The 22,152-nt window shown below is 66.0% G+C and carries 13 protein-coding genes; 6 read left to right on the forward strand and 7 right to left on the reverse strand.

The genetic code is table 11. The features are described 5' to 3' along the window. Positions 1-13: 13 nt before the first annotated feature. From narH to argA, 7 genes are all read right to left on the reverse strand, one after another. Positions 14-1,564, reverse strand: a complete 1,551-nt coding sequence (gene narH, locus AC3G88_RS04410) for a nitrate reductase subunit beta (protein WP_488770763.1) — start codon at positions 1,562-1,564, stop codon at positions 14-16. Beyond that, positions 1,561-5,322, reverse strand: coding sequence for a nitrate reductase subunit alpha (locus AC3G88_RS04415; protein WP_488770338.1), 3,762 nt, complete (start codon positions 5,320-5,322; stop codon positions 1,561-1,563). The genes narH and AC3G88_RS04415 overlap by 4 nt, the downstream gene beginning before the upstream one ends. 40 nt (positions 5,323-5,362) lie before the next feature. After that, complete coding sequence (locus AC3G88_RS04420) at positions 5,363-6,748, reverse strand: NarK family nitrate/nitrite MFS transporter (protein WP_488770337.1); 1,386 nt, start codon at positions 6,746-6,748, stop codon at positions 5,363-5,365. A 34-nt stretch (positions 6,749-6,782) separates the two neighbouring features. After that, the gene (locus tag AC3G88_RS04425) at positions 6,783-8,093 is read right to left on the reverse strand and encodes an MFS transporter (RefSeq protein ID WP_488893137.1); all 1,311 of its coding nucleotides are present in this window, start codon (positions 8,091-8,093) and stop codon (positions 6,783-6,785) included. Between the two features lie 290 nt (positions 8,094-8,383). Then, positions 8,384-11,008 (reverse strand): hypothetical protein, encoded by a 2,625-nt coding sequence (locus AC3G88_RS04430; RefSeq protein ID WP_488770335.1) that lies wholly within the window; start codon positions 11,006-11,008, stop codon positions 8,384-8,386. A gap of 215 nt (positions 11,009-11,223) precedes the next feature. Continuing rightward, complete coding sequence (locus AC3G88_RS04435) at positions 11,224-11,499, reverse strand: oxidative damage protection protein (RefSeq protein WP_066733742.1); 276 nt, start codon at positions 11,497-11,499, stop codon at positions 11,224-11,226. Between the two features lie 109 nt (positions 11,500-11,608). Then, entirely contained in the window at positions 11,609-12,988 is a 1,380-nt protein-coding gene (argA, locus tag AC3G88_RS04440; RefSeq protein ID WP_488770334.1) for an amino-acid N-acetyltransferase, read from the reverse strand. A gap of 104 nt (positions 12,989-13,092) precedes the next feature. Here argA and hrpA point away from each other — a divergent pair, with 104 nt between their 5' ends. The 6 genes from hrpA (at position 13,093) to AC3G88_RS04470 (ending at position 22,065) form a co-directional block, all read left to right on the forward strand. Next, positions 13,093-17,238, forward strand: a complete 4,146-nt coding sequence (gene hrpA / locus AC3G88_RS04445) for an ATP-dependent RNA helicase HrpA (RefSeq protein WP_488893138.1) — start codon at positions 13,093-13,095, stop codon at positions 17,236-17,238. Between the two features lie 152 nt (positions 17,239-17,390). After that, positions 17,391-18,377 (forward strand): YVTN family beta-propeller repeat protein, encoded by a 987-nt coding sequence (locus AC3G88_RS04450; protein WP_400395226.1) that lies wholly within the window; start codon positions 17,391-17,393, stop codon positions 18,375-18,377. Between the two features lie 27 nt (positions 18,378-18,404). Further along, complete coding sequence (locus tag AC3G88_RS04455; protein WP_488770332.1) at positions 18,405-19,265, forward strand: polysaccharide deacetylase family protein; 861 nt, start codon at positions 18,405-18,407, stop codon at positions 19,263-19,265. Further along, on the forward strand, positions 19,265-20,260 hold the full coding sequence (locus AC3G88_RS04460; protein WP_400395232.1) for a sterol desaturase family protein: 996 nt from the start codon (positions 19,265-19,267) through the stop codon (positions 20,258-20,260). Before AC3G88_RS04455 ends, AC3G88_RS04460 begins: the two co-directional genes overlap by 1 nt. Positions 20,261-20,329: 69 nt before the next feature. Next, on the forward strand, positions 20,330-21,205 hold the full coding sequence (locus AC3G88_RS04465) for an EI24 domain-containing protein (protein WP_488770331.1): 876 nt from the start codon (positions 20,330-20,332) through the stop codon (positions 21,203-21,205). Between the two features lie 59 nt (positions 21,206-21,264). After that, positions 21,265-22,065 carry a competence/damage-inducible protein A gene (locus AC3G88_RS04470; RefSeq protein WP_488770330.1) on the forward strand — a complete coding sequence of 267 codons (801 nt, stop codon included), beginning with the start codon at positions 21,265-21,267 and terminating at the stop codon, positions 22,063-22,065. Positions 22,066-22,152 lie beyond the last annotated feature (87 nt).

Raw genomic sequence — 22,152 nt, forward strand, 5'->3', positions numbered from 1 at the left:
TCTCCGGAATCGTTCAGGTGGCCTGCGCCTTGCGCGAGCGCGGCAGGTCGGCATAGGCCACTTCGGGCTGCGGCTTCTTGCGGCCGAACAGCGTGCCGTCCGATGTGCCGCCCGAGCAGCCGTTGCCGAAGCTGAAGCCGCAGCTGCCTTTCTCGTCGAAGCTGTCCTCGGACATTTCCTTGTGCGACGACGGCACCACGAAGCGGTCCTCGTAGTTGGCGATGGCCATGGTCTGGTACATGTCCTCAACCTGCGCAGGCGTCAGGCCCACCTGTTCGAGCACGGCCATGTCCTCGATGCCATCCACGTGCTGGCCGCGCTTGTAGGCGCGCATGGCCAGCATCTTTTCGAGCGCGCCAAGCACCGGGATGACATCGCCGGCGGTCAGCAGGTTGGCCAGGTACTTCACCGGGATGCGCAGGCTCTTGACGTCGGGGATCACGCCGTTCATGCCCATGAAGCCGGCTTCGGCGGCCGACTGGATCGGGGACAGCGGCGGGATGTACCAGACCATCGGCAGCGTGCGGTATTCCGGGTGCAGCGGGAAGGCCACCTTCCATTCGACGGCCATCTTGTAGACCGGCGACTTGCGCGCGGCGTCGATCCAGCGCTGCGCAATGCCCTGGCGCAGCGCCTCGGCCTGCACGGCCGGGTCGTTCGGGTCCAGGAAGATGTCGAGCTGCGACTGGTACAGGTCCCGCTCATCGGCCACCGAGGCGGCCTGTTCGATGCGGTCGGCGTCGTACAGCATCACGCCCAGATAGCGGATGCGGCCCACGCAGGTCTCCGAGCAGACCGTTGGCTGGCCGGCCTCGATGCGCGGATAGCAGAACACGCATTTCTCGGCCTTGCCGCTCTGCCAGTTGAAATAGATCTTCTTGTAGGGGCAGCCGGAGATGCACATGCGCCAGCCGCGGCACTTGTCCTGGTCCACCAGCACGATGCCGTCTTCCTCGCGCTTGTAGACCGACCCCGAGGGGCACGATGCCACGCAGGTCGGGTTCAGGCAGTGTTCGCACAGGCGCGGCAGGTACATCATGAACGTGTTCTCGAAGGTCGAGTACATGTCCTTCTGGATCTCGTCGAACAGCTTGTCGCGGCTGCGCGAGTCGAATTCGCCGCCCAGGTCGTCCTCCCAGTTCGGGCCCCATTCGATCTTCTCCATCCTCTGGCCGGTAATGGCCGAGACGGGGCGCGCCGTCGGCGGGGTCTCCACCAGCGGGGCCTTCTGCAGGTGTTCGTAGTCGTACGTGAACGGCTCGTAGTATTCGTCGATCTGCGGCAGGTTCGGGTTGGCGAACATGTTCGACAGGATCTTGCCCTTGCCACCCTGGCGCGGGGTCAGGCTGCCGTCGGCATTGCGCTTCCAGCCGCCGTTCCACTTGTCCTGGTTCTCCCACTCCTTGGGGAAGCCGATGCCGGGCTTGGTCTCGACGTTGTTGAACCAGGCGTATTCAACGCCTTCGCGGCTGGTCCAGACGTTCTTGCAGGTCACGGAGCAGGTATGGCAGCCGATGCACTTGTCGAGGTTCAGCACCATGGCCACTTGCGCGCGGATCTTCATTGCCATGCTCCTTCAGTCTTTTCTGCCTTGTTTTGGGGGGAGGGTGCTTCCTTGCGCGGACCTTCCAGCCAGTCCACCTTGTTCATCTTGCGAAGGATCACGAATTCGTCACGATTGCTGCCAACCGTGCCGTAGTAGTTGAAGCCATAGGCCAGCTGCGCGTAGCCGCCGATCATGTGCGTGGGTTTGGTCACCGCGCGCGTGACCGAGTTATGGATGCCGCCGCGCATGCCGCTGGTTTCCGCACCTGGCACATTGACGATTTTTTCCTGTGCGTGATACATCAGGCACATGCCCTGGGGCACCCGCTGCGACACCACCACCCGGGCGGTCAGCGTGCCGTTGACGTTGAACACTTCCACCCAGTCGTTGTCGCGGATGCCGTTGGCCTTGGCCTCGGCTTCCGAGATCCAGACGTGCGGGCCGCCGCGCGACAGCGTGAGCATGCGCAGGTTGTCCGAGTAGGTGGAGTGGATGCCCCACTTCTGGTGCGGCGTGATCCAGTTCAGCACCAGTTCCGGATTGCCGTTCGGCTTGCGGCCCAGCATCGGGCTCACCGTCTTGGTGTCGATGGCCGGCTTGTAGACGCATGCGCCTTCGCCGAAGTCCAGCATCCAGCGGTGGTCCTGGTAAAACTGCTGGCGGCCGGTCAGCGTGCGCCATGGAATCAGTTCGTGGACATTGGTGTAGCCGGCGTTGTAGCTGACTTCCTCCGATTCCAGGCCCGACCACGTCGGGGCCGAAATGATCTTGCGCGGTTGGGCCTGCACGTCGCGGAAGCGGATCTTGTCGTGCTCGCGGCCCGCGGCCAGGTGCGTATGGTCGCGCCCGGTGATCTTCGACAGCGCGTCCCAGGCCTTCACGGCCACGTGGCCGTTGGTTTCCGGGGCAAAGGTCAGGATCATCTCGGCGGCGTCGATGGCTGTTTCCAGCCTCGGACGGCCGTGGCTGATGCCCGGCTCGGTCACGGTCTTGCTCAGGTGGCCGATCTCGTGGACCTCATGCTTCGTGTCCCAGTTGATGCCCTTGCCGCCGTTGCCCAGCTTGTCCAGCAGCGGCCCGACCGACGTGAATTTCTTGTAGATGTCGGCGTAGTTGCGTTCGACCACCGTCATCGACGGGGCGGTCTTGCCCGGGATCAGGTCGCATTCGCCATGCTTCCAGTCCTTCGGCTCGAACGGCTGGCCCAGTTCGCCCGGGGTGTCGTGCAGCAGCGGCGTGCACACCAGATCCTCGCGCGTGCCCAGGTACGGGCCGGCAATCTCGCTGAACTTTTTCGCGATGGCCTTGTAGATTTCCCAGTCGGTCTTGCTTTCCCACAGCGGCTGCACGGCTTCGGACAGCGGGTGGATGAACGGGTGCATGTCCGACGTGTTCAGGTCGTCCTTTTCGTACCAGGTGGCCGTGGGCAGCACGATGTCGCCGTACAGGCAGGTGGTGCTCATGCGGAAGTCGAGCACGGTCAGCAGGTCGAGCTTGCCCTCCGCGGCCGGGCGCACCGTGACCTCGCTCGGCTTGATCGCGTCGTTCTCGTCGCCGAACACCGCGTTCTGCGTGCCGAGCAGGTACTTGAGAAAGTACTCGTGGCCCTTGCCCGAGCTGCCCAGGATATTCGACCGCCATACGAACATGTTGCGCGGGAAGTTGGCCGGGTTGTCGGGATCGTCGCAGGCAAACTGCAGCGCACCGGACTTGAGCTGTTCGACGGTGTGGGCGACCGGGTCCTTGCCGGCTGCGCGGGCGTCGGCCACCACATCCAGCGGGTTTCGGCCTAGCTGCGGCGCCGACGGCAGCCAGCCCATGCGCTCGGACTTGGCGTTCAGGTCCAGCAGCGACAGGTTGTCGTACCGCCTGTGATCGGCGGTCGGCGCCAGGATCTCGTCCACGCCAAGCTTCTCGTGGCGCCACTGGCTCGTGTGGTTGTAGAAGAACGATGTGCCGTTCATCTGGCGCGGCGGGCGCGACCAGTCGGAGCCGAAGGCCAGCGGCGCCCAGCCGAATTGCGGGCGCAGCTTTTCCTGGCCGACGTAATGGGCCCAGCCGCCACCGCTCTGGCCCACGCAACCGCACATCATCAGCAGGTTGATGATGCCGCGGTAGATCATGTCGTTGTGGTACCAATGGTTCAGCGCCGCGCCGACGATCACCATGCTCTTGCCATGTGTGCGATCGGCGTTGTCCGCGAACTCGCGTGCCACCTGGATCACGAGGTGGCGCGGCACGGTGGTGTGCTTTTCCTGCCAGGCCGGCGTGTAGGGCACGTCGTCGTCGAACGACGCGGCCACGTTGGGGCCGCCCAGGCCCTGGTCGACGCCGTAGTTGGCCAGCTGCAGGTCGTAGACGGTGGCCACACGCGCCACGGTGCCATCGGCCAGCGTCAGCCGGCGCACCGGCACGCGACGGCGCAGCAGCGCGTCGTGCTCGCCGCCAAAGTAGGGGAAGCCCACCTCGGCCACTTCGTCCTCGACACCGATCAGCGACAGGCGCGGGTCGATGTCCCGGCCGCTGCCGCCATCCTTCATTTCCAGGTTCCAGCGTCCCACCCTGGCGCCGTCGTCATGGGCGGCCTCGCCCCAGCGGAAGCCAATCGAGCCGTTGGGCGCAACGATCCCGCCGCTGGCCTGATCGATCACCAGCGTCTTCCATTCCGGATGATTGGACTGGTCCAGGTTGCCGTCCAGATGGGAGGCGCGCAGGAAGTGGTCGGGCACCAGCGTGCCGTCCTGGTCGCGCAGCAGCACCAGCATCGGCATGTCGGTGTACTGCTTCACGTAATCGCGGAAATACGATGACTTGCCGGTGGCGTGGAATTCCTTGAGCACCACGTGGCCCATGGCCATCGCCAGCGCGGCATCGGTGCCTTGCTTCGGGGCCAGCCAGATATCGCCGAACTTCACCATTTCGCCGAAATCCGATGACACGGCGACGGTCTTGGTGCCCTTGTAGCGGACTTCGGTATAGAAGTGCGCGTCAGGGGTACGCGTCTGCGGCACGTTCGAGCCCCAGACCATCAGGTAGGTGCTGTTGTACCAGTCGGCCGATTCGGGCACGTCGGTCTGCTCACCCCAGATTTGTGGGCTGGCGGGCGGCAGGTCGCAGTACCAGTCATAGAACGACAGGCAGGCCCCGCCGAGCAGGCTGAGGTAACGCGCCCCGGCCGCGTACGAGACCATCGACATGGCCGGAATTGGCGAAAATCCGATGACCCGATCCGGGCCGTACTGCTTGACCGTGAAGGCGTTGGCGGCGGCGATCATCTCGGTGGCCGTATCCCAGTCCGCCCGCACAAAGCCGCCCTGGCCGCGCACGCTCTTGTAGCGCGCGGCCTTCTCGGGGTCCTGGCTGATCGATGCCCACGCGGCGATCGGGTCCATGGTCTTGCGCGCCTCGCGCCACATCTCCATCAGGCGGCCGCGGATCATCGGATACTTCACGCGCTGCGCCGAATAGACGTACCAGCTGTACGACGCGCCGCGCGGGCAGCCACGCGGTTCGTGGTTGGGCAGGTCGGGACGGGTGCGCGGATAGTCGGTCTGCTGGGTTTCCCAGGTGATCAGCCCGTTCTTGACGTACACCTTCCACGAACACGACCCCGTGCAGTTCACGCCGTGCGTCGATCGCACGATCTTGTCGTGCTGCCAACGGCTGCGGTAGCTGTTTTCCCACGTGCGGTCTTCGTTGACCACCGCACCATGTCCGTCCGCGTACGTGGACTTCACACGCGACAGGAACTTCAGTCGATCCAGAAAATGAGACATTTCTTATGTTCTCCGCTTGCTTTTTGTGGGTGATGCCGCCTCAGCAGGGCATGGGGGCGTTCCGGCGTGCGTAGTACCACCAGGTCACCAGTACACAACTCAGATAGAAGGCGATGAAGCCGTAGAGCGCGGCATCGGGCGAGCCCGTCAGTTCCAGCGACGTGCCGAAGCTCTTCGGAATAAAGAAACCGCCATAGGCACCGATCGCGCCCGAGAAGCCCAGCACGGCGGCCGATTCCTTGCCGGCGTCCTGCTGGGCCTGCTTCTGCGCGGCGTCGCCCTTGCCGGCGGCGTCGCGCTGACGCTCGGTCAGGAAGATCACAGGGATCATGCGGAACGTGGAGCCGTTGCCGATGCCGGTCAGGGCGAACAGCACGATGAAAGCGGCCAGGAAGGCCTGGAAGTTGCCCGCCTGTCCGTCATGGGGCAGGGCGGACAGCACGGCGCAGACGGCCGCGATCATGCCGATGAAGGTCCAGAGCGTGACCCGCGCACCGCCAAGCTTGTCGGAGATCCAGCCCCCAACGGGGCGGGTCAGGGCGCCGACCAGCGGGCCCAGGAAGGCATAGGCCGTGGGGTTGATGCCCGGAAACTGTGATTTGGTCAGCAGCGCCAGTCCGGCCGAGAAGCCGATGAACGAGCCGAACGTGCCGATATAGAGCCAGCACATCAGCCAGTTGTGCTTGCGCTGGAAGATCACCGCCTGTTCCGCGAACGACGCGCGCGCATCGGCAATGTCGTTCATGCCGAACCACGCGGCCAGCGATGCCGCCACGATGAACGGCACCCAGATAAAGCCCGCGTTCTGCAGCCAGAGGCTTTGCGTGGCGCCGCCGGCCTGGTAGCCCTGCGGTTCGCCGCCGAACGCGCCGAACACGGCCACCGACACCACCAGCGGCGTGACGAACTGCACCACGGACACGCCGAGGTTGCCGATGCCGGCATTGAGCCCGGTGGCCAGCCCCTTCTTCGCCTTCGGGAAGAAGAAGCTGATATTGGCCATCGACGAACTGAAGTTGGCACCGCCCAGCCCGCACAGCAGGGCCAGCACCAGCAGCGTGGGGTAGCTGGTCGAAGGGTCGCGCAGCGCAAAGCCCATGCCCAGCGCCGGAATCAGCAGCAGCGCGGTGGAGATCGCCGTGAAGCGGCGGCCGCCGAACACCGGCACCAGGAACGAATAGAAGATGCGCAGCGTGGCGCCGGACAGGGCGGGCAGCGCGGTCAGCCAGAACAGCTGGTTCTTGGTGAACTGAAAGCCGGCGCGGTCAAGGTTGACGGCCACCACGCTCCATAGCATCCAGATCACGAAGGCCAGCATCAGGGCGGGAATCGAGATCCAGAGGTTGCGGTAGGCGATGCGTTCGCCCCGGTCGCGCCAGAACGTGGCGTTCTCGGGCTCCCAGCGGGTCAGTACGGTACTGGTCATGGTGTGCGAGACAGGAAAGTTGGGAAATCGCGGATCAGGCGGTCTGCGTGGACGGGTCCAGCGCGGCGGACGCCTCGGGCTGGGGCCGCGCACGCCGCTGCTCCGCGCGGTGGCTGTAGTGCATCCAGACCAGGCTCACGCAGACCGTGCCGTACATCAGCATGAAGCAGCTGCTGCGGATGCCGGTCAGGTCGGCCAGCGCGCCGAACAGGATCGGCAGGATGAAGCCGCCCAGGCCGCCGGCCAGGCCCACCACGCCCGACACCGCGCCGATGTTGTGCGTGAAGTCGTTAGAGATGAACTTGAAGACCGACGCCTTGCCGATGGCGAAGGCGATGCCGACCACGAACATCAGGATCGTGAACAGCGTAGGCGTCAGGGCGATCTGGAAGCTCTGCGGGCCAGTGACCGTGTGGATCACGAAGTCGGTCTTCGGGTAGCTCAGCAGGAAGAAGCCCACCCAGCTGACCCACATCACCCACCACGTGGTGCGGTGGGCGCCGTAGCGGTCAGAGATCCAGCCGCCGATCGCGCGCAGCACGCCGCCGGGCAGCGAGAAGCAGGCGGCCAGGAAGGCGGCGGTCTTGATGTCAAAGCCGTATTCGCCGATGTAGTACTTGGTCATCCACAGCGACAGGCCCACGTAGCCCCCGAACACCACCGAGTAGTACTGCGAGTAGCGCCACACGCGCGGGTCGCGCATTACGGCCAGCTGGGCGCGAAAGCTCGTGGCCGATGTGGAACGGTGGGCCGGGTTGCTGCGCGAAAACAGGAAAAATACGATGGCCGTGACCAGCATCGCCACCGAGTAGACCTTGGGCACGATTTCCCAGGTGCCGGCAGCCAGGATCAACGCCGGGGCCACGAACTTGGTCAGCGCGGCGCCCGAGTTGCCGGCCCCGAAGATGCCCATCGCCAGCCCCTGGCGCGAGCGCGGGAACCAGCGGGCCACATACGGCGTGCCCACCGAGAACGAGCCGCCGGCCAGCCCGACGAACAGCCCCAGCACCAGCAGCTGCCACAGCGTGTGGACATAGGAAATCAGCCAGATCGGGATTACCGTCAGCAGCATCAGGACGAAGAACACCACGCGGCCGCCGTAGCGGTCGGTCCAGATGCCCAGCGGTACGCGGATCAGCGAGCCACTGAGCACCGGGGTGGCGGCCAGCAGGCCGAATTCCGTGTCGTTGAGGCCGAGTTCGTTCTTGAGCGGGATGCCGAGCACCGCGAACATCATCCAGACGGCAAAGCAGATGGTGAACGCGAAGGTGCTGGACCAGAGCGTGGTCCAGGCGCCGGGCGGTACGGCTTGCGAGGCTTGGGAAGAGTGGGGTGCGGTGGGCATGGCCGGGTTCCGGAGTCACTTTGAGGAGTGATGCCAGAGTAGGCCTGCGGGTCTGCGCGGAACATTCGCCGGCCGTACAGCCGGAAGCGGGCGGGGCTATGCCGAGCGTACTAGTTCTTTCGGCATAGGCCCGCCGGAAAGCCGCGTGGGGCAGCGGTTACAGCGGGCCTGGCGCCAATGGCCGGCGTGGCGGCAACCAGGCTCGCTGCGACAGGTTCATGATTTAGATCAAATCGGATGCATCAGGCAAAACGGGTGACGGGCCCCCGCCCTGCCATGGCCTGGGACGCCTAGCGCACGAGCCTGGCGGCGCCGCGGCCGCCGCACCAGCGTGCCGCGCGGCGGCGGCGCGGCCTGCGTACCGCGTTGGCGGGCTGGCGTTCTCCTCCGTACGGGTTTTCCGAGAACGGAATCGGCGCATTCATATAGGCGTTGAGCTTGTCGCGCACGAACGACGTGTCGTCACCCACGCTGGAGATGATGCCTGTCGTGGCGCCGCCGCCGAGCAGCAGCGTGAAGATGCCGCGATACGGAAAGTCGGCGTAGGCCGGCCCGCTCACATCGAATGGCTCCGATCGCTTGAACATGTCTTCGGCGGTGGCGCCCATGGCCCAGTGGAACGCGGCCGGGAATTTCAGCGCGACGATCCGGGGATGGATGTTGTGATAGTCCGACCCAATCGCCGGATCGCCAAAGATGTAGGTGCCGCCCGTCCCCCAGTTCTGCGTGTCGAAGTCTTCGTTGACGGTGTCCGACACCAGCGGCGCATGGCTGGCCGGAATCTGCCAGGGCATGATCGGAACCTTGAGGTCACGGCTCAGCTCGGCGCAGAAGTCGAAGAAGCGCTCCCACTCGTGGGTCCAGTAGCAATAGCCATTGGCATAGCTGCGGATGGTGAAATCGTCGGCTTCATAGCGGTCCACGGCCAGGAAGTCCGGCGCGTTCGGGCCCTCGTGGACGCGCATGGCCCGGATGAACTCGGCCGTGGCCCGGGCATTCTGGACTGGCTCGTCGCCGGATGCGTAAATCCATTCCGATGCCCCGACACCCCACAGGTTGACCTGCCAGCCGAAGGTGATGGCGGGCGCCACGGTGCGGATCAACCAGTTCACGGCGGCGATATAGCCGCGGATGTTTTCCTCGATGTCCTGCGGGATCGTGGCCTGGACGTTCCAGTGATCGAGCGCCATCCGCAACGGCTCGCGGACCGGCATGGCGTACGCCGGACCGAATCCGCCTTGCTGGCAGGCCCCGAGGAAGTCCGGATTGATGACATAGCCCGCGGGCACCGGATGGCTGGCATCGGTATGTTCCTTCGCCAGGTTCAGCGACAGGATCAGGTTGGCCAGGCTGTGGGCCAGCCCCTGCTTGTTTGCCAGCTGCGTCGGCGTGTCGCCCAGCGACAGGTTGCAGGTATAGGAAACCAGCACCGGCAGCACCTGGTGGCCGCCGCCGATCTGCCGCTCGATATCGCGCGCCAGCAGCACGGTGGCGGTGGTCTGGTTGTCGGCGCTCAGGTAGGTATTGGCATCGCCGGCGCCATCGAACCCCGCGTACTTGAACACCGACGATGCGCGGGCCGCCACGAAGTCGGCGGCGTTGCCCGGTGTCAGGTCGGCGCAGCCCCCGAAACTCAGGAAGTCGGGGAACCCGCGCACGTTCAGGTTCGCGCCGCGGGCCACCTCGATCGTAAGCCGCGACACGCCGTTCTGCGCCACGCGCAGGGTATCGGGCGCCTGTACGTGATAGACCTGGCCGTCGATCAGGAAGTCCGCTACCTCCACGGTATAGGTCTGGGGCTGCACGGGCACGGCCAGCTCGTACGAGTGGGCGCCCGCCTCGACCGGGATATCCTGCCGATAGGTCATGTTGGCGGCCACCAGCCGCACTTCGAGCGGCACGCTGACGCCGACGTCGGAGACGATCTCGACCGGCAGCTTGACAAAGCCCGTGGTATCGACGGCCGTGGCATGCATTTCCGCGGAAGAGAACAGCACGTTCTGGACGTTGGCGTCAAGGTCGCGAAACTTGGCGGGAAAGGTGTAGCGGACGTTGTTCAGCGGATAGGGCGCCACGCTGATATCGACGACACCCGCGCGCGGCAGCCCGCCGAGCGGCATGATGCCACCCGGCGGCAGCAGGAATTCCACCAGCAGGTCGCCCGTGTTGCGCACCACCACGCTGATGTCGAGTTCTTCGTCCAGCAGTGGCTGGATGCGCTCGATCGCCACATTGAGGCGGCCGTAATACCGCGCATCCGAATAGCTGACGACCACTGCGGCGGTGCTGCCGGGGGTGACGGTGACCGTGGTGGGGTGCGCGACGGCGTCGGCCACCACCGTGTAGGCGGCATTGGACAGCGCGTCGACGCTGACCGCGTAGGTGCCGGCGGGCAGCGCCACCGGCGTGGTGGCGCCGGCTGCCACCGTTTCGACGTGCGTCTGCGAGCCCTGGGTGAACGTGATGGTTTGTGCCGCCGAGTAAAGCGCGGCGTCGGGCGGGGAGTCCGCCTGGACCCGTACCGTACCGCGGGTATCGGGGATCGCGTCGGCTTCCAGGGCGAAGGACGACAGGTAGGCCGCAGCATTGGGGCCGGTCAGGTCGCCGTTGATGCCGATCTTGATCGTGTCCTGGGCGGCGAATGTGTGGGGCGTCTCGAAGTCGAGCGTGGCCTCGACGCCCCAGGTCGTGCTGTCGATCCGGGCGTTTTCGGTGTGGGCCGTCGTGGCCTGCCAGCGCCAGAGCTGGACATTGAAGTCCGTGGGTTGCACCGCGGCCGGGGACTTGAACGCCAGGCCAAGGAAATGATCGATGCCGACTGACGAACCATCGGCATGGCGGATGTTTGCGATGTTGATCACGCCATACCACTGCGATGCCCCGCTTTCCACCTTGATGTCGAAAAGGATTGCCATGACTGTTGCCTCCCTGCCTGTGAACGCTGCGCACCATGCGCAGGCGTCAGCGCAGGATAGGAGGCAAGGTACTGGCCTGAGAATGGATTTGCCGCACGGCACGTCCGGCCCCGAGGGGTCCGGCGCGGCGTGCGGCAGTGGATTCCCTGGTGCTGACGGTCAGGGAGAGGCAGGAGGGGCGGCGGGCGGGCCCGGTGTGCGCGGGCCCCGTGCGGTTACGCCGAAGGCGGCGGCACGTAGCCGGCGGCCTGGTCGGCGCCTTCGCCGAAGAAATACTTCTCGGTCTGCTTGAGCAGGTACTGGCGCGCGCGGACGTCGGCCATGTTCAGGCGGTTCTCGTTGATCAGCATGGTCTGGTGCTTGAGCCAGCCAGCCCAGGCTTCCTTCGATACGCTCTGCCAGATCTTCTTGCCGAGATCGCCCGGCAGCGGCGGGAAGTCGAGGCCTTCGGCTTCCTTGTTCAGTTTGACGCAATGGACCATGCGGGCCATGAGGGACTCCTTTTTCGTGTGGCCGCTATTGTAGCCAAGCCGCGCCGGCGGGGCGGGGCCGGTGGCCCATGCCCCTGCGGCGGCTGTTGTCTTTGCGGACGTTGCGGGGTTACAGCTTCTTCATCAGCACCATCGACTTGCGCTGCCAGTTGTAGAGCTTGCGCTTGTCTTCCGGCAGGTCATCCACGGTGGCGTGCACGAAACCGCGCTTGAGGAACCAGTGCTCGGTGCGCGTGGTGAGCACGAACAGGCGGTCCAGGCCCAGCGAGCGGGCGCGGCGTTCGATGCGCTTGAGCAGGCGCTCGCCGTCGCCGGTGCCCTGGGCCTCGGCCGATACGGTCAGGCAGGCCATCTCGCCCATGTTCTCGCGCGGGAACGCATACAGCGCGGCACAGCCGAACAGCACGTTGTCGTGCTCGATCACCGAGAACTTGTCGATGTCGCGCTCGATCAGGTGACGCCCGCGCGGCACCAGCGTGCCGTCGGCCTCCAGCGGCGCGATCAGCTGCAGGATGCCGCCCACGTCGTCGAGGGTGGCTTCGCGCAGGCTTTCCAGGTCGGTATCGGACACCATCGTGCCCACGCCATCGTGCAGGAACAACTCCAGCAGCACCGAGCCGTCCATGTCGAACGGGATCAGGTGGGCGCGGGGCACGCCACCCTTGAGCGCCTTGACCAGATGCTCGAGGTAGTACGCCACGTCGGGCGGCAGGTGGTTGTTCTGCAGCCGCTCCACGGCGGTGCGCAGCGACATTTCCTTCATCAGCTTGCCCACGGCGTCGGGCACGCCCGGCACCTCGGTGATGAAGATCAGCTTGTCGGCCTTGAGCGCGCTGGCCGTGGCGCTGGCCACGTCTTCCATTGACAGGTTGAACGCCTGGCCTGTCGGCGAGAAGCCCAGTGGCGACAGCAGCACGATCTTGCCGTGCGACAGCGACATGCGCATAGACTCATCGTCGATCTTGCGCACCAGCCCCGTGTGCTGGTAATCCACGCCGTTGACGATGCCGACCGGCCGCGCCGTGATGAAGTTTCCCGACACCACCGACAGCTGGGCGCCGGCCATCGGGGTATTGGGCAGGCCCTGGCTGAAGGCCGCCTCGATGTCCAGACGCAGTTCGCCGGCCGCTTCCTTGGCGCATTCGAGCGCGGCGTTGTCGGTGATCCGCACGCCATCGGCAAACTGCGACTGCACGTTGCGCAGGCCCAACTGCTCTTCCACCTGGGGGCGCGAGCCAAAGACCAGCACCACGTGCATGCCCATGGCGTGCAGCAGCGCCACGTCGTTGACCAGTGCGTTGAGCACGCCGGCCTTGACCAGTTCGCCGCTGAAGGCGATCACGAAGGTCTTGCCGCGGAACGTGTGGATGTACGGGGCGACGGCGCGCAGCCAGTCGACGAACTGCTGCTGGTCGGGGCCGCTGGCCTCGGCCAGATCGGCGCCGGCCGACGCTGACGGGATGGGCGTGGCGGGCTCGGCAGTGGTCATCGGGACAGTCGACGGATCGGCGGGCGAGGGCGGGTCGGCAGGATCTGGGTCCTGCTGCGGGGAGTCGGTTCTGGCGTTCATGCGGCGGATTATAATCCCGGCCAATGTCAGCACAACGCCCCGCCAAGCCTGCCCCGGCCAACCCCGCCGAGGCTACCTCCGCCCAGGCCAGCCAGAACCCCGCTCCGCGCGACGCGGGCGGTGGTGCTCGCCCCCCGAAACAGGCGCAGCAACGGCCGCCACAACAGCGGCCACAACAGCCGCCACAACAGTCGCAGAAGCCGGCGCAGCATCCGCCGCAGCCGCGTCAGCCCCGTCCGCCGCGCCAGGGCGGCACCCCGCGACCGGCGCGCCCCGAGGCCGGGCAGCAGGCTGCCCGCCCGGAAGGCGGCCAGCGTCCGCCTCGCGCGGAAGGCGGCCAGCGTCCGCCGCGCCCGCCCCAGCCGGTGCGGCTGGCCAATCCGCTGCCCGAGATCACGTTCCCGGAGGCCCTGCCGGTGTCGGCGCGCCGCGACGAGATCGCGCAGGCGCTGCTGGCCAACCAGGTGGTGATCGTTTCCGGCGAAACCGGCTCGGGCAAGACCACGCAGCTGCCCAAGATCGCGCTGTCGGTCGGGCGTGGGCCGGCCCGCGAGGGCAAGCCCGGCGGCGGCCTGATCGGCCACACGCAGCCGCGGCGGATTGCCGCCACGTCCACGGCCAAGCGCATCGCGCAGGAACTGGGCACGCCGGTGGGGGAGCACGTGGGCTACCAGGTGCGCTTCAACGACACCATGTCGGCGGGTGCGTCGGTCAAGCTGATGACCGACGGCATCCTGCTGGCCGAGACGCAGAACGACCCGCTGCTGCGCGCCTACGACACGATCATCATCGACGAGGCGCACGAGCGCAGCCTCAATATCGACTTCCTGATCGGGTACCTGCGCCAGATCCTGCCCAGGCGGCCGGACCTGAAGGTGATCATCACGTCGGCCACCATCGATGCGAAGCGATTTGCCGAGCATTTCGCGCGCGATGGCAAGCCGGCGCCCGTGATCGAGGTCAGCGGCCGCCTGTATCCGGTGGAAATCCGTTACCGCCCGATCCAGGAAGACAAGCCGGCACCGGGTCAGGCGGCCGCGCCGCGCACGGAAAAGGCGAAGGAACGCGACCTCTACGACGGTATCGTCGATGCCGTGGACGAACTGTGCCGGCTGGGCCCGGGAGACGTGCTGGTCTTCCTGCCCGGCGAGCGCGAGATCCGCGAGGCCGCCGAGGCGCTGCGCAAGCATCATCCGCCGCATACCGAGATCCTGCCGCTGTTTGCGCGGCTGTCCGTGCAGGAGCAGGAGCGCGTGTTCCGGCCGTCGAACGCCCGGCGCATCGTGCTGGCCACCAACGTGGCGGAAACGTCGCTCACGGTGCCCGGCATCCGCTACGTGGTGGATACGGGCCTGGCGCGCGTGAAACGCTATTCGTACCGCAACAAGGTGGAACAGCTGCAGATCGAGTCGATCTCGCAGGCGGCCGCCAACCAGCGGGCCGGCCGTTGCGGTCGGGTGGCCGACGGCGTCTGCATCCGGCTGTACGAGGAAAGCGACTTCGTGGGCCGGCCGCGCTTTACCGACCCGGAAATCCTGCGCTCGTCGCTGGCGGCGGTCATCCTGCGCATGAAGGCGCTGCGCCTGACCGATATCGAGGCCTTTCCGTTCATCGAGCCGCCGCTGGGCCGCGCCGTGGCCGACGGCTACCAGCTGCTGCAGGAACTCGGTGCGCTCGACGAAGGCAACCAGCTGACCGGCACCGGCCGCCAACTGGCGAAACTGCCACTCGATCCGCGCGTGGCCCGCATGATCCTGGCCGCCCGCGACCACCACTGCCTGAAGGAAGTGCTGATCATCGCCAGCGCGCTGTCGGTGCAGGACCCGCGCGAACGGCCGCAGGAAGCTCAGGAAGCGGCCGACCAGGCGCATCGCAAGTTCATGGACGAAAAGTCCGAGTTCCTGGGATGGGTCAAGCTGTGGAAGTGGTTCGAGGAAGCCGTCGCGCACAAGAAGACCAACCGCCAGCTTCAGGACCAGTGCCGCAGCAACTTCCTGTCGCACGTGCGCCTGCGCGAATGGCGCGATGTGCATTCGCAGCTGCACACCACGGTCAGCGAGCAGGGCTGGCGCCTGAACGAGTCCGAGCCGACCTTCGAGCAGCTGCACAAGGCGCTGCTGACGGGCTTGCTGGGCAACGTGGGCCTGAAGCTCGACGAGGCCGACGGCAAGGGCCGCGAGTACCTGGGCGCGCGCGGCATCAAGTTCCACCTGTGGCCGGGATCGCTGATCGCGCGCAAGGTGGGCCGCTGGATCATCGCCGCCGAGCTGGTCGAAACCAGCCGGCTATATGGCCGCACGCTGGCCCGCGTGGAGCCCGAATGGGTCGAACAGGTGGGCAAGCACCTGCTCAAGGTGAGCTGGAGCGAGCCGCACTGGGAGAAAAAGGCCGGCCAGGTGCTGGCGCTGGAACGCGGCACGCTGTACGGGCTGCCGGTCTACCAGCATCGGCGGGTGGATTTCGGCCCGATGAACCCCGCGGAGGCGCGCGAGCTGTTTATCCGCAGCGCGCTGGTGGAAGGCGAGTTTGACACCCGGCTGCCGTTTTTCGCCCATAACCAGCGGCTGGTGCGCGAGATCGAGAACCTGGAGCACAAGTCGCGCCGGCAGGACGTGCTGGTGGACGATGCGCTGATCTACGCGTTCTACGACAAGGCCATTCCGACGGACATCCACAACCAGGTGGCCTTCGAGAAGTGGTACCAGGCCGAATCGGCCAGGGACCGCAAGCTGCTGTACCTGAACCGCGACGAACTGATGCGGCACGAGGCGGCCGGCATCACCACCGACCTGTTCCCGAAGATCCTGCCGGTCGCCGGCATCGACATGGGCTTGTCGTACCACTTCGAGCCCGGCAGCCACCGCGACGGCGTGACGCTGACCGTGCCGCTGTACGCGCTGAACCAGGTCAGGCCCGAGCGCGCCGAATGGCTGGTGCCGGGCATGATCAAGGAAAAGGTGCATCTGCTGCTGAAGTCGCTGCCGCAGAAGCTGCGCCGCCATTGCGTGCCGCTGCCCGATTACGCGGCCGGGTTTGTCGACCGCCAGCCGTTCGGCGAGGGCGACCTGCTCGACGTGCTGATCGCAGACGTGCGCGAGCAGACCGGGACGATGATCCGGCGCGCCGACTTCAAGCTGGAAACGCTGCCGGCGCACCACACGATGAACTTCAAGGTGATCGACGAGCACGGTCGCCAGCTGGATATGGGCCGCAACCTGGCCCAACTGCGCGCCGAACTGGGCGGGCAGGCGCAGCAGTCGTTCCAGAACATCGCCGCGCGCGATGTGCCGGCCGTCGAGGCGGGGCAGTACGAGAACCTGACCTCATGGTCGTTTGGCGAATTGCCCGAACTGCTGGAAATCCGCAAGGGCAACCAGACGCTGTTCGGCTACCCGGCGCTGGTGGACCGTGGCGACCACTGTGACGTGGAGGTGTTCGACGATCCCCAGGAGGCGGCGCGCATCCACCACGCGGGCCTGCGGCGGTTGTTCGCGCTGCAGTTGCGCGAACAGGTCAAGTTCATCGAAAAGAACATTCCGAACCTGCAGCAGATGGCCATGCAGTACATGACGCTGGGCACGCAGGAGGAATTGCGCAACCAGATCGTGCTGATGGCGCTGGAGCGCGCCTGCCTGCAGGCGCCGCTGCCGCGCAACGAGGCCGAGTTCAATGCCCGCAAGGACGAAGGCCGGGCGCGATTGTCGCTGCTGGCGCAGGAAATCGCGCGGCTGGTCGGCACCATCCTGGCCGAATATGCATCGCTGCCGCGCAAGCTGTTGCAGGCCAAGCCGTTCGGTTCGGCCTACCAGGACCTGGAAGCCCAGCTCGGCCGGTTGATGAACAAGTCGTTTGTGATCGATACGCCATACACGCAGCTGGTCCACTATCCGCGCTATTTGAAGGGCATGGCGATGCGGGTGGACAAGCTCAAGGGCGACCCGGGCCGCGACAGCCAGCGCATCCAGGATATGGCGCCGCTGGTCCAGCAATGGCAGCGCGCCGAAAAGCAGTTGCGCAGCCAGGGCAGGGGTGCCGCCGACGTGCGGCTGGACGAATTCCGATGGATGCTGGAAGAACTGCGCGTGGCGCTGTTTGCCCAGGAACTGCGCACGCCACAGCCCATCTCGGTCAAGCGGCTGCAGAAGGTCTGGGAGTCGATCCAGCGATGACCGGGAAAACCGAGGCGCAGCGGGCGTTCGCGATGGAAAGTGCCGCTCACATGTATCCAAATGTAAGTTACGCTTAAGAATCCGTTGTACTCGTCATCGCAACCGTCAGACGAAACGTTAGAATGCGCGATTCGTGTAGAAATGGCGGTCTTATGCTTGCATTGCGTCGTGTTGTGGCGGGGGTGTTGTCGATAGGCGCCCTGGCTTTGGCAATGGTCTCCGCGTCCGCCCGGGCAGAGGTGGTGACGATCCTGAATTCCGGTGACGCCAGCGTCACGTTGATCGACAAGGACACCCAGAAGGTTCTGGAAACGTTCCCGATCGGCAAGGAGCCGCACCACCTGATCGCCACGCCCGACGAGAAATCGCTGATCGTGGCCAACGCGGTCGGCAACGACCTGGTCTTCCTGGACCCGGTCACCGGCAAGGTGCAGCAGCGCGTGCCGGGCATCGACGATCCGTACCAGGTGGGCTTCTCGCCGGACCAGAAGTGGTTCATCGCCACCGGCAACCGGCTGGATCGCGTGGACGTCTACCGCTGGGACGGCCATCAGCTCAAGATCGCCAAACAGTTCCCGCTGGCCAAGACGCCCAGCCATATCGCCTTCACCGCCGACAGCAAGATCGCCTTCATCACGCTGCAGGATTCCAACCAGATTGCCGCCATCGACCTGACCACGCTCAACGTGATGTGGGTCATGGAGGCGGGCTCGGCGCCGGCCGGCGTATGGGTCACGCCTGACCAGAAGTACCTGCTGGTGGGCATGACCGGTGCCGACTACGTGGCCGTGATCGACTGGCGCACGCGCACCGTGGTCAAGCAGATCCAGACCGGCAAGGGCGCGCACAACTTCCGCGCCGTGGGCGACAAGCGCCATCTGTTCCTGACCAACCGCGTGCAGGGATCGATCAGCATCATCGACCAGCAGACGCTGTCGAAGGTGGGCGATATCACGGGCCTGCTGCCCGGCCCGGACGACATGGAACTGACCGCCGACGGCAAGACGCTGTGGGTGACGTTCCGCTGGGCGCGCTCGGTGGGCCTGATCGACGTGGCCAGCCGCAAGATGGTGAAGACGATTCGCGTGGGCAAGTCGCCGCACGGCATCTATTTCAAGACCCGCGCGCCGCTGTATTGATATTGACCTGACAAGTCTGAGGACAACATGCGCCGGATGATTTCGCGCATTGCCGCGCTGGTGCTGGCACCGGTGGCGGCTTCGGTGGCCGGCGTGGCGCTGGCCGCCGGGGCGGTTGGACAGGAGGCTGGCGCGTGCCGCGCCGGCACGCTGTACCTGACCTTCGACACCGGCAGCATGAGCCAGGCCGAGCTGATTGCCCGCACGCTGCGCCGCCACCATATTCGCGCCACCTTCTTCCTGGCCAGCGAACCGACCATCAACAAGGACAATTCGCTGGACCCGGCGTGGGCGCCGTACTGGAAATCGCTGGCCGCTGACGGCCACGCCTTCGGCACCCATACGTACGACCATGTGTACCTGCGCAGCGTCAAGGGCGGCAAGGTCACCATGCGTCCGCAGTTCGGCGCGCAGGGCGGCCGCGATGTGGTCATGGACGAGGCGTCGTTCTGTACCGAACTGCGCCGCAGTGCGCAGGCGTTCCAGTCGATGACGGGCCAGCCGATGGTGCCGCTGTGGCGCGCCCCGGGCGGCCGCACCGCGCCGCAGACGCTGGCGTGGGCCGAGCAGTGCGGCTTCCGGCATGTGGGCTGGGCGCCGGCCGGCTTCCTGGGCGACGAGCTGTCGTCGGAGACATTTCCGAACCAGGCGCTGCTGGACAAGGCACTGCGTGACCTGCGCGATGGCGATATTACGATGGCCCACCTGGGCATCTGGTCGCGCAAGGACCCGTGGGCGCCGGCCGTCCTCGATCCACTGCTGACGGGGCTGGAGCAAAAGGGATTCTGCTTTGCCACCTTGCGCGAACATCCGCTATACAAGAACTGGATCGCGCAGCACGGCGCGGTGGAAGCCGGCGCGCAACCAATTTCCGGGTCGAAACGGTAATGTGGGACGCCTTCACTAACTGGCTCAATCTCTGGGTCGGCCAGATCGAGGCCACGGTCTTCCAGGACGTGATCCTGCCCGTGGTCTACAACCTCGGTTTTGGCGGCTATGCGGAGGACGCCTTTACCGGCACCGAATGGCTGCTGGTGGGCGTGGTGCAGATCGCCGTCATGGTGCTGATCCTGGGGCCGCTCGAAAAGCTGCGTCCGGTGGAGGCCGTGACCGACCGGCGCGCCATCCGGACCGACATGTTCTATACGGTGATCCACCGCCTGGGGCTGTTCCGGCTGGCCATGTTCTTCCTGCTGGCGCCGCTGATGGACGGCCTGGAAGGTCAACTGCGCCTGCTGGGCTGGCAGCGCATCAACGTGGAAGACTGGTGGCCGGGCGTGACGTCGGTGCCGCTGGTCAGCTTCTTCGTCTACCTGCTGCTGTTCGACCTGCTCGACTACTGGTATCACCGGCTATCGCACACCTACCGGTGGTGGTGGAGCCTGCACGCGGTGCATCACAGCCAGCAGCAGATGACGCTGTGGAGCGACAACCGCAACCACCTGCTCGACGACATCCTGCGCGACGCCGTGTTCGCCACGGCCGCGCTGGCCGTCGGCGTGGAGCCGTCGCAGTACGTGCTGCTGGTGGCGCTGTCGCAACTGCTGCAGAGCCTGCAGCACGCCAACCTGAAGCTGCACTTCGGCTGGCTGGGCGAGCGGCTGCTGATCTCGCCGCGCTTTCATCGCACGCATCATGCGGTCGGGCTGGGCCACGAGCGCGCCGGCGGCGATGGCCGGCCGGTGCGGCTGGGCGGCTGCAATTACGGCGTGATCTTCCCGTGGTGGGACATGCTGTTCCGCACCGCCGTCTTCACCGACGTCTACTATCCCACCGGCATCCGCGATCAACTGCCGCCGCCCACGGGGCGCGGGCGCAACTATGGTGGCGGCTTCCTGTCCCAGCAATGGCTGGGCATCAAGCGGCTTTTGCGTCTGGGGTGATGGGAAGGCCCCCTGGGCTGTGCTAGGCTCTGGTGGCTTTCCTGAACACTCTTTTTCGCAGATCGCTGCATGAACGATATCCTTCGCGCGTTTGGGCGCGCCGTGGTCAGCCAGCTGCATCCGCGCATGCTGATGCTGACCGTCATCCCGTTTGTCCTGGCCACGGCCCTGTGGGGCGGCCTGATCTGGTGGGGCTGGGACCCGATCATGGGCACCGCCCGCGCGCTGCTGGAAGGTTCGGTCTTCACGAGCTGGATCTACTCCATGCTGGACTGGCTCGGCCTGCAGTCGTTGCGCACCGTGGTGGCGCCGCTGTTCGTGCTGACGCTGGCGATTCCGCTGGTCATTGCGTCGATGCTGATCTTCATCAGCCTGTTCTCGGTGCCTGCCGTGGTGAAGCACCTGGAGCGCGCCTATCCGGACCTGCAGAAGGCCCACGGCGGCAGCATTGCCGGCAGCGTGTTCCAGGCGCTGGGCAATACGGTGGTCTTCCTGCTGCTGGTGCTGGTCACGCTGCCGCTGTGGCTGATTCCGCCGTTTTTTGCGCTGATCCCGCCGGTGCTGTGGGGCTGGCTGACCTACCGCGTCATGACGTACGACGCGTTGTCCGAGCACGCCACGGCCGAGGAGCGCAAGACGCTGATGAAGCGCCACCGCATTCCGCTGCTGACGATCGGCGTGGTGGTGGGCCTGCTGGGCTCCGCCCCCACCTTGCTGTGGGTATGGTCGGCTGTCATCATCTTTCTGTTTCCGGTCGTGCTGGCGGGCACGCTCTGGCTGTACGTGCTGATCTTCATTTTCTCGGCGCTGTGGTTCGGCCACTTCTGCCTGCGCGCGCTGGCGGACCTGCGTGCCGAACGGGCCGCTGCGGCACCGCCGCCACCGACGCCGGGCGACGTGATCGACCTGGCGCCGTCCGACGTGCGCCAGATCGGGCAGTCGTGATGGCAGACGCCACGGCAGCGTGAGCTTTCCATCCTGAGTCTTCAACCAAGAGGGGCATCATGGGTTTCGGTTTGATTGTCATCGGCGACGAGATCCTTTCCGGACGGCGCGAGGACAAGCACATGCGCTGCGCCATCGAACTGCTCGGCGAGCGCGGACTGGCGCTGGACTGGGCCGAGTACGTGGGCGACGAACGCGGGCGCATTACCGCCACGTTGCGGCGGACGTTCGCAGGTCCCGATGTCGTGTTCTGCACGGGCGGCATCGGCGCCACACCGGACGACCATACGCGCCAGTGCGCGGCGGCGGCACTGGGCGTGGACCTGGCACTGCACCCGGAGGCGCGCGAGCAGATCGCGCTGCGCATCGCGGAGACCGCCAACGGCGATCCGGTCAAGGCCGACCTGAATGCGCCCGAGAACCAGCATCGGTTCAAGATGGGCGAATTTCCGGTGGGCGCGCGCATCATCCCGAACAGCTACAACCGGATTCCGGGCTTCTCGGTGGCCGATCACCACTTCATGCCCGGCTTCCCGGTGATGGCCTGGCCGATGATGGAGTGGGTGCTCGACCACTACTACACGCACCTGTTCCACCTGGACGCCGAGCAGTCGCGGGCGTTCTACGTGTTCGAGGCACCGGAATCCACGCTGACGCCGCTGATGGAGCAGGTGGAGGCCACGTTCCCGGGCATCCGCGTGTTCAGCCTGCCGTCGGTGGGCGACGTGACCCGAGGCGACCGCCTTGGGCGGCGGCATATCGACCTGGGGGTGAAGGGACCAGCCGACCTGGTGCCGCCGGCCTACGCGATGCTGCTCGAAGGTGTCCGCGCGATGGGATTCGAGATCGTCGAGCAGTAGGGCGGGGCGTCAGCTCGACTGGCCTAAAAAAAGCGCATCACGGTGGTGATGCGCTTTTTTGTTTGCCGTGTGGGGCCTCGTGGGGCG

The organism is Cupriavidus sp. 86D6 (assembly GCF_057815095.1).

Bases quoted from the DNA above. Each gene is read 5' to 3' on its own strand.
- narH (WP_488770763.1), bottom strand. From the start codon at position 1,564: ATGAAGATCCGCGCGCAAGTGGCCATGGTGCTGAACCTCGACAAGTGC.
- AC3G88_RS04415 (WP_488770338.1), bottom strand. From the start codon at position 5,322: ATGTCTCATTTTCTGGATCGACTGAAGTTCCTGTCGCGTGTGAAGTCC.
- AC3G88_RS04420 (WP_488770337.1), bottom strand. From the start codon at position 6,748: ATGACCAGTACCGTACTGACCCGCTGGGAGCCCGAGAACGCCACGTTC.
- AC3G88_RS04425 (WP_488893137.1), bottom strand. From the start codon at position 8,093: ATGCCCACCGCACCCCACTCTTCCCAAGCCTCGCAAGCCGTACCGCCC.
- AC3G88_RS04430 (WP_488770335.1), bottom strand. From the start codon at position 11,008: ATGGCAATCCTTTTCGACATCAAGGTGGAAAGCGGGGCATCGCAGTGG.
- AC3G88_RS04435 (WP_066733742.1), bottom strand. From the start codon at position 11,499: ATGGCCCGCATGGTCCATTGCGTCAAACTGAACAAGGAAGCCGAAGGC.
- argA (WP_488770334.1), bottom strand. From the start codon at position 12,988: ATGACCACTGCCGAGCCCGCCACGCCCATCCCGTCAGCGTCGGCCGGC.
- hrpA (WP_488893138.1), top strand. From the start codon at position 13,093: ATGTCAGCACAACGCCCCGCCAAGCCTGCCCCGGCCAACCCCGCCGAG.
- AC3G88_RS04450 (WP_400395226.1), top strand. From the start codon at position 17,391: ATGCTTGCATTGCGTCGTGTTGTGGCGGGGGTGTTGTCGATAGGCGCC.
- AC3G88_RS04455 (WP_488770332.1), top strand. From the start codon at position 18,405: ATGCGCCGGATGATTTCGCGCATTGCCGCGCTGGTGCTGGCACCGGTG.
- AC3G88_RS04460 (WP_400395232.1), top strand. From the start codon at position 19,265: ATGTGGGACGCCTTCACTAACTGGCTCAATCTCTGGGTCGGCCAGATC.
- AC3G88_RS04465 (WP_488770331.1), top strand. From the start codon at position 20,330: ATGAACGATATCCTTCGCGCGTTTGGGCGCGCCGTGGTCAGCCAGCTG.
- AC3G88_RS04470 (WP_488770330.1), top strand. From the start codon at position 21,265: ATGGGTTTCGGTTTGATTGTCATCGGCGACGAGATCCTTTCCGGACGG.